The sequence below is a fragment of the Maribacter sp. genome, assembly GCF_049667165.1.
Lineage (GTDB): Bacteria > Bacteroidota > Bacteroidia > Flavobacteriales > Flavobacteriaceae > Maribacter_A.
The window spans coordinates 1-7,263 of sequence record NZ_JBATHS010000197.1 but is presented as its reverse complement, the minus strand read 5'-3'; the positions used below and the strand labels follow the sequence as shown (position 1 = coordinate 7,263).

At 43.5% G+C, this 7,263-nt stretch carries 4 protein-coding genes; 3 read left to right on the top strand and 1 reads right to left on the bottom strand.

Features of this window, described 5'->3' with window-relative positions; all coding sequences use genetic code 11:
- Positions 1–161: 161 nt before the first annotated feature.
- The gene (locus WBM98_RS10000; protein WP_424365880.1) at positions 162–1,601 is read left to right on the top strand and encodes a pyridoxal phosphate-dependent decarboxylase family protein; all 1,440 of its coding nucleotides are present in this window, start codon (positions 162–164) and stop codon (positions 1,599–1,601) included.
- A gap of 305 nt (positions 1,602–1,906) precedes the next feature.
- Here WBM98_RS10000 and WBM98_RS09995 read toward each other — a convergent pair whose 3' ends face one another.
- On the bottom strand, positions 1,907–3,709 hold the full coding sequence (locus tag WBM98_RS09995) for a glycoside hydrolase family 15 protein (RefSeq protein WP_424365879.1): 1,803 nt from the start codon (positions 3,707–3,709) through the stop codon (positions 1,907–1,909).
- A 102-nt stretch (positions 3,710–3,811) separates the two neighbouring features.
- Between WBM98_RS09995 and WBM98_RS09990 the strand changes: the two genes are divergently transcribed.
- Both WBM98_RS09990 and WBM98_RS09985 read left to right on the top strand, forming a co-directional pair.
- Positions 3,812–6,019 (top strand): bifunctional alpha,alpha-trehalose-phosphate synthase (UDP-forming)/trehalose-phosphatase, encoded by a 2,208-nt coding sequence (locus WBM98_RS09990; RefSeq protein WP_424365878.1) that lies wholly within the window; start codon positions 3,812–3,814, stop codon positions 6,017–6,019.
- Between the two features lie 86 nt (positions 6,020–6,105).
- Positions 6,106–7,263: M28 family peptidase (locus tag WBM98_RS09985; protein WP_424365877.1), on the top strand; the 1,158-nt coding region annotated here is incomplete at its 3' end.

Sequence of the window (7,263 nt, the reverse complement as noted above, 5' to 3'; positions counted from 1 at the left end):
CCCCTGAGGACCTATCGATTTTTGATACTCAGGGAAATAGTTTCGTTGAACCTGGAGCGTTCGATATTTTCATGGGTGAAAATTCGGCAACCCAAAACAAAACAAGCGTAATCGTACAATGAGATTGTTGTCCCAAAAAGCATAAGAACCGTATTTGAATTATGGGAAATGAACTATTAAAAACAGTCTACTCCCCTGAAAATTTCAGGAAAAAGGGTCATGAACTTGTTGATCGATTGGCCGACCATTTAGAGACCTCACTTCATGGGGAATCGGAAAAGGTCATTCGTTGGAACCTCCCAGAGGATGAATATGCCTTTTGGGAAAGTTACCTTGAACATGGGGATACCGCCCAACTTTTCCCGGAGATTATTGCACATACCATTCATGTGCACAATCCCAAATACATTGGCCACCAAGTTTGCCCCCCTGCCCCATTGGCTTCCTTGGCCGGACTGATAAGTTCCTTGCTCAATAATGGCATGGCCGTGTATGAGATGGGCATGGCGCCTACGGCCATTGAAAGGGTCATTACAGAATTCATCTGCCGCAAAATAGGGTATGATGAAAATTCACGGGGATTTCTCACCTCAGGAGGTACTTTGGCCAACCTTACGGCCCTACTATCCGCCAGAAAGGCCATTTTAAACCATGATATTTGGAATGAGGGCAGCGCTGAGAAACTGGGGATCATGGTCTGTGACGAAGCGCATTACTGCATAGCGCGTGCTGCAAAAATCATGGGATTGGGTGCCAAGGGAATTATTTCGATACCGGCCTCAAATGACTTTAGTATGGATGTTTCCCTTTTGGAGGAATATTACCAAAAAGCGATAAAAGAAAACCTGACCGTCTTTGCCATCGTGGGCAGCGCACCCTCCACAGCCACAGGGGTCTATGATAATCTGGAAGCCATTGCAAGATTCGCTTCAAAACATAATATCTGGTTCCATGTGGATGGCGCCCATGGCGGTGCTTCCATTTTCTCGCCCAAGTACAAGCCTTTGTTAAAAGGACTGGACCAAGCCGATTCAGTGGTTATCGATGGACACAAAATGATGATGATGCCAACTATAACCACGGCCCTTCTTTTTAAGAATGGCGACCATTCCCATGCGACTTTTAGTCAAAAGGCCGATTATCTTTTGGAACAGTCCGAGCATGAGGATTGGTATAATTTGGCCAAACGTACCTTTGAATGTACCAAGACCATGATGAGCATACAATGGTACACCCTTTTAAAAACCTATGGTGAAGCTGTTTTCGATGCTTATGTGACCACACTTTATGATTTAGGGCATTATTTTGGGGAACGCATCGAAAAGGAACCCCAATTTGAATTGGCGGTACGGCCCATGTCGAATATTGTTTGTTTTAGATATACCGATCGAACACGCACCACATCCAAACTTAATAAAATCAATGGCAGCATAAGACAACGCATATTGGAAGAAGGGGAATTCTACATTGTTCAAACCAAGTTAAGGGGGGTTCATTATCTGCGAACTACGATCATGAATCCGTTTACTACCCCAAAGGATTTGGACCACTTATTGCATAAAGTAAAAACCATGGCAAAGGATATTTCAAATACCCTCTGAGTACATCCCCCTTAATCAACCTTCAAAGGGGGAATTGAACCCGAAAATGAGATGCCTTTTTAGTACCTACAACGGCAAAGGGAATTTCTACAAGTAGTATTGGTTTGGTCTGGACTTTGCTATACGAATGAAATTCAAGTACTCAACCAGCACATCCCCCTTAACCCCCCTTCAAAGGGGGTATTAGTTCCCGTTGGTTAAATTGGTACTGAATTATGCCTTATCAATCGTATACCCAATGCTGTTGCTGTGATTAAGCAAATGTTAATCCCATCGATTCCCCTTTGAAGGGGGAATTTACCAATTCATTCCCGCATTGATTCCAATATCCGTTCTTCGGAGTCCTTGGTCGAAAAATTAATTGCACACTCGATCAAAGCCAGGTGGGAATAGGCTTGTGGAAAGTTACCTAAAAGTCTTTTACTCTTAAAATCAATGTCTTCACTAAACAAACCTAAATGGTTACTATAACTCAACAATTTTTCAAAATGCTGCTGTGCTTTTTCCACTTCGCCGATTTTAAAGAGACTATTGATAAACCAAAAAGTGCAAATGGTAAAGGAGGACGAAGGTAATCCGAAATCATCCTCATTCTTATAGCGGTACAATAAACCATCATTACTTAGGTCCTTTTCTATCGCCTTTACAGTGCTGATAAATTTGGGATCCTTTGCGTTTATAAAGTCATAGGATTCCATCAACAATACCGAAGCATCCAGATAGGTTGATCCATAAGACTGTGTAAAGGCCTCGACTTCCCCATTCCAGGCATTTGCATAGATATCGGCTTTTATTTCCTTTTCCAAGGCTGTCCATGCTTCCAATTTCCTTGTCTTTTTCAATATTTTAGCCACCTTCACAGCGCGATCGATAGCGACCCAACAGAGAACCTTTGAAAAGGTAAAATGCCGATCCTCGGTTCGGAACTCCCAAATTCCTTTATCGGGTTCATGCCAGTGACGCGAGACGATCCAAACAATTCCCTTGGTAATACCCCACAATTCCTCACCATTCTCTATATCAGTTTCGAATTTTACCAATTGGGCATGTATCACATCCATAAGAATTCCATAAATGTCATTTTGCTTTTGCTCATAAGCCGCATTTCCAATACGAACAGGTTTTGAGCCTTTGTAGCCACTTAAATGATCTAGGGTTTCCTCGGTCAGTTTCTTTTCTTTGTTGATGCCGTACATGATCTGTAATTTCTCATCCTTATCCGGAATCAAATCGATAATAAACTGCAGGTATCTTTTTGCCACATTTTTATGGCCTAAGTTAGACATGACCTTAATGACCATAGAGGCATCTCGGATCCAACAGAAGCGATAATCCCAGTTCCTAACCTCACCTATGGTCTCTGGCAAGGAAGTGGTGGGCGCAGCCAAAACAGCGCCGGTCTTGTCATAGCTCAATAATTTCAAGGTGATGGCACTTCTCGTAATTTGCTTATTGTACTGTTTGTAGTTCGGAGTTCTATTCGTCCAGTTCAACCAATATACCTTGGTTCGCTCAAGATCCAAGTAAATCTTGCGTGAGGTCGGTTGCAGGATTTTCTCGTTGTACCCCACTAGAAAATATCCGTTTTGGACAAGCTCTATCTCCCTGCCCTCGATGACATCTTTCTTATTGAACGACGTATACAGGAAGATGGTATCGAACTTTTCATTCTGGGTAAGACTAACAATGAAGTTTCTCTTTACATAGGTCTTGGTCTCGCCCAAGGCATATTCGAGCTTTGGATCGTATTTGACCCGGAATTTTGGTTTGCCTTGAATATGTCGTACATGCCTTGCTATTTCAGGGGGAGCATAATAACCCCCGCTTTCGTTATAATACCGCGGCATAAAATCGTGCAACTCGAATATATTTTCCCCATCGGAAAATCGGGTGATGAGCACCGCCGTGTTTTTTTTGTAACGCTGTTTGATGGTATATTCATCTGAAACCAGTATTTCAAAACTGCCTCCGATCTGCTCGTCCAATATCTTTGCAAAGACCGATGAAGAATCAAACTCAGGCAAACAACACCATTCCAATGACCCTGTTTTGGAAATCAATGCCGCACTCCTACAATTTCCGATAATTCCGTAATCAAGATTGTCCATAGTTCAATTATCCTCTAAAAGTCCTCTATAAGTTGTTATTGCCACGCAATTTGACGAATTTTATAGAAACAAAATACAAATCACGATTAAATCGTTCACTTTATGGGCAAAACTATCATAATCTCAAATAGACTACCAGTACAATTACAAATTAGCAATGAAACCATCACTGCAATACCAAGTGTTGGAGGCTTGGCAACCGGTATGAAGTCCGTGCACTCGGGGGGCGATAGTTTATGGATTGGCTGGAGTGGCCTAACGGATGAGGAAATACCAAAGAAAATGGCCCCGAAAATCGATCAAGCCCTCGCGGAACATGGATCTTCGAAAGTGAATTTAAACGAAGCTGAAGTCGATGGATTCTATTATGGATTCAGTAATCGTACCATTTGGCCCCTATTTCATTATTTCTTGGAATATTCGGAGTTTGAGCTTGAAAGCTGGAACGTGTATAAGGCGGTCAACCAAAAGTTCGCCGATGCCATTTTGGAAAAATCGGATGATGATGACACCATTTGGGTACATGACTATCAATTGATGTTGGTTCCGCAAATGGTGCGTGAAAAACGCCCCAACATATCCATTGGATTTTTTTTACATATCCCCTTCCCTTCGTTCGAGATTTTTAGGACCTTACCTTGGCGGGAAGAGGTATTGGAGGGACTCTTGGGTGCCGATTTGATCGGTTTCCATACCTACGATTACGAGCGGCATTTTTTAAGCTCGGTACGGCGATTGTTGGGATTGGAGGTAAGTTTCAATGACATTTATCTCGGCAATAGGATCATCAAGGTCGATTCGTTTCCCATGGGAATCGATTATAAAAAATTCAGCGATGCGGCCAAAGAACACGAAAAAAACACGACGGCCCAGCAATCAGACCTACAACAAAGGCTCAACAACCATAAAAAGTCAACCCCCGATGCCAAACTGATACTATCCATTGACCGATTGGACTACTCTAAGGGTATTGCCAAAAGGCTGAATGCCTTTGAATATTTCTTGAATAAGTATCCCCAATACAAAGAAAAGGTCAGGCTGATCATCCTGGCCGTCCCCTCCCGATCAAACGTGCCCCAATATCAACTTCTGAAGAAAGAAATCGATGAGTTGGTAGGCCGTATCAATGGGGACTTCTCAACCGTGAGTTGGACTCCCATCTGGTACTTTTATCGATCCGTGCCTTTTGAAAACCTGATCGACCTTTATACCTCGAGTGATATTGCCTGGTTAACGCCCTTACGCGACGGAATGAACCTCGTGGCCAAGGAATATATCGCTACACGCACAGATAAGTCAGGAGTGCTTATTTTAAGTGAAATGGCTGGTTCTGCCAATGAGATGAACGAGTCACTCTTGATAAATCCGAACAATTTCGAACAAATTGCGGATGCCCTATATGAGGCCATAAATATGCCCCTAGACGAACAAAAGTCCCGGAATGCAACACTACAGAAACGTTTGGAACGCTATAATGTGGAGAAATGGGCGAACGATTTTATGTCGTCCCTTAAGGCACAAAAAGACAGGGATGCGGCCTATGTCTCCAAACGGTTGACCGAAAACCGGTTGAATGCCGTATTGGATGATTTTAAGAAAGCCAAAAAACGATTATTGTTCCTGGATTATGACGGAACCCTTTCAGGCTTTCATGTGGATCCCCAAAAAGCAGGTCCCGACAAAGAACTCTATGCGCTTTTAGACGCCCTGAACAATTTGGAAAATACCGAGGTTTATTTGGTTAGTGGTCGTGACAAGGACACTTTTACCAAGTGGTTTTTGCCCAAAAAATATAATATGATCGTGGAGCACGGGGTATGGATTTCAGAAAATGGGGCGGATTTTAGAATGCTAGAAAATGTTAAAAATGACTGGATGGAAAAAATTCGTCCGGTATTGGAATCCTTTGTGGACCGCACACCCGGTAGTTTTATCGAGGAAAAGAACTTCTCCCTCGCCTGGCATTACCGCAAAACGGATCCCGATTTCGGAAATCTAAGGGCCAATGAGCTTAATACCGTGTTGACCAGTCTGATTGCGAATGACGATTTAAGCGTATTGAATGGCAATAAGGTCATGGAAATCAAAAGTAGCAATGTCAATAAAGGACGGGCAACCATGCGCGTCTTAGGAGACGGGGATTATGATTTTGTCTTTGCCATTGGGGATGACTGGACCGATGAGTTTATGTTCCAAGAACTACCAGAAAGTACGGTGACCGTTAAGGTGGGTCGACAAAAAACCCAGGCCAAATATTTCATCGATGATATAAAATATGTTCGTGGTTTGTTAGAACGGTTTGCAAAATGAGCAAGTAAATAATTCCATTTCTAAATCATCTTATAGTTAAACAACCCTTTTAACACGGATACTTTATTGAATAATACCATCTTAAAATGAAAAAAACGCTTTTACATCTATTACTCCTATTCCCGATCCTCTTATGCTCCCAAACCGATAGCCGACTTTACGATATCATCAATGCCGTTTCCCCCGACCATATTAAAGCCGATGTGACCGCGTTGACCAATTTCGGAACCCGGCATACCTTGAGCGATACCGTATCCCAAACGCAGGGTATTGGTGCGGCCCGTAGATGGATCGAAGGGGAGTTCGACAAAACCTCAAAAGCCTGTGGGGATTGTTTGGATGTTTTCTATCAAAAAGATTTGGTGAAGAAAGGGGATAACCAACGCATCGTCCATGATGTTATGGTGGTCAATGTGGTGGCCGTACAAAGAGGCACCAAATATCCCAACCGCTATATTATTATGAGTGGGGACATCGACTCTAGGGTAAGTGACCCTGCGGATTTCACCTCAGAATCTCCTGGGGCGAACGATAATGCCAGCGGTATGGCTGGTACCTTGGAAGCTGCCCGGGTACTTTCAAAATACAAATTCGAGAACAGCATCATCTATGTGGGTCTTTCCGGCGAGGAACAGGGACTTTATGGAGGCAAAGGCCTTGCGGCCTATGCAAAGGAAAAAGGGTGGGAGATCATTGGTATTCTGAATAACGATATGATCGGAAACATCAGAGGGGTCGATGGGGTCATCGACAACCGGGAATTCCGTATTTTTTCAGAACCCGTACCCCCTACAGAAACCGAAGAAGAGCGCAATGCACGACGTTTTTACGGAGGTGAGGTCGATGGCATCTCACGCCAATTGGCGCGTTATGTTTATACGACCACCAAAACCTATATGCCTGAACTGAAGCCGATGATGGTCTATCGTTTGGATCGTTTTGGACGTGGAGGGCACCACAGACCATTCAATGATGCCGGTTTTGCCGGAATACGCATTATGGAAGCCCATGAGAACTATACCCAACAGCATCAGGATATCAGAACCGAAAATGGGATTGCTTACGGGGATGTTTTGGAACATGTCGACTTTGACTATGCAAGCAAGTTGACTGCCGTCAATGCTATCAATCTAGCTGCAATCGCCTGGGCGCCCCCTGCTCCCAAGGAAGTGAAGATCGGGGGTATTGTGGAACCCGCTGCAAAATTACAATGGAGTAAAGTCGACGGGGCCATTGGGTATAAA

Bases quoted from the DNA above. Each gene is read 5' to 3' on its own strand.
- WBM98_RS10000 (WP_424365880.1), top strand. From the start codon at position 162: ATGGGAAATGAACTATTAAAAACAGTCTACTCCCCTGAAAATTTCAGG.
- WBM98_RS09995 (WP_424365879.1), bottom strand. From the start codon at position 3,709: ATGGACAATCTTGATTACGGAATTATCGGAAATTGTAGGAGTGCGGCA.
- WBM98_RS09990 (WP_424365878.1), top strand. From the start codon at position 3,812: ATGGGCAAAACTATCATAATCTCAAATAGACTACCAGTACAATTACAA.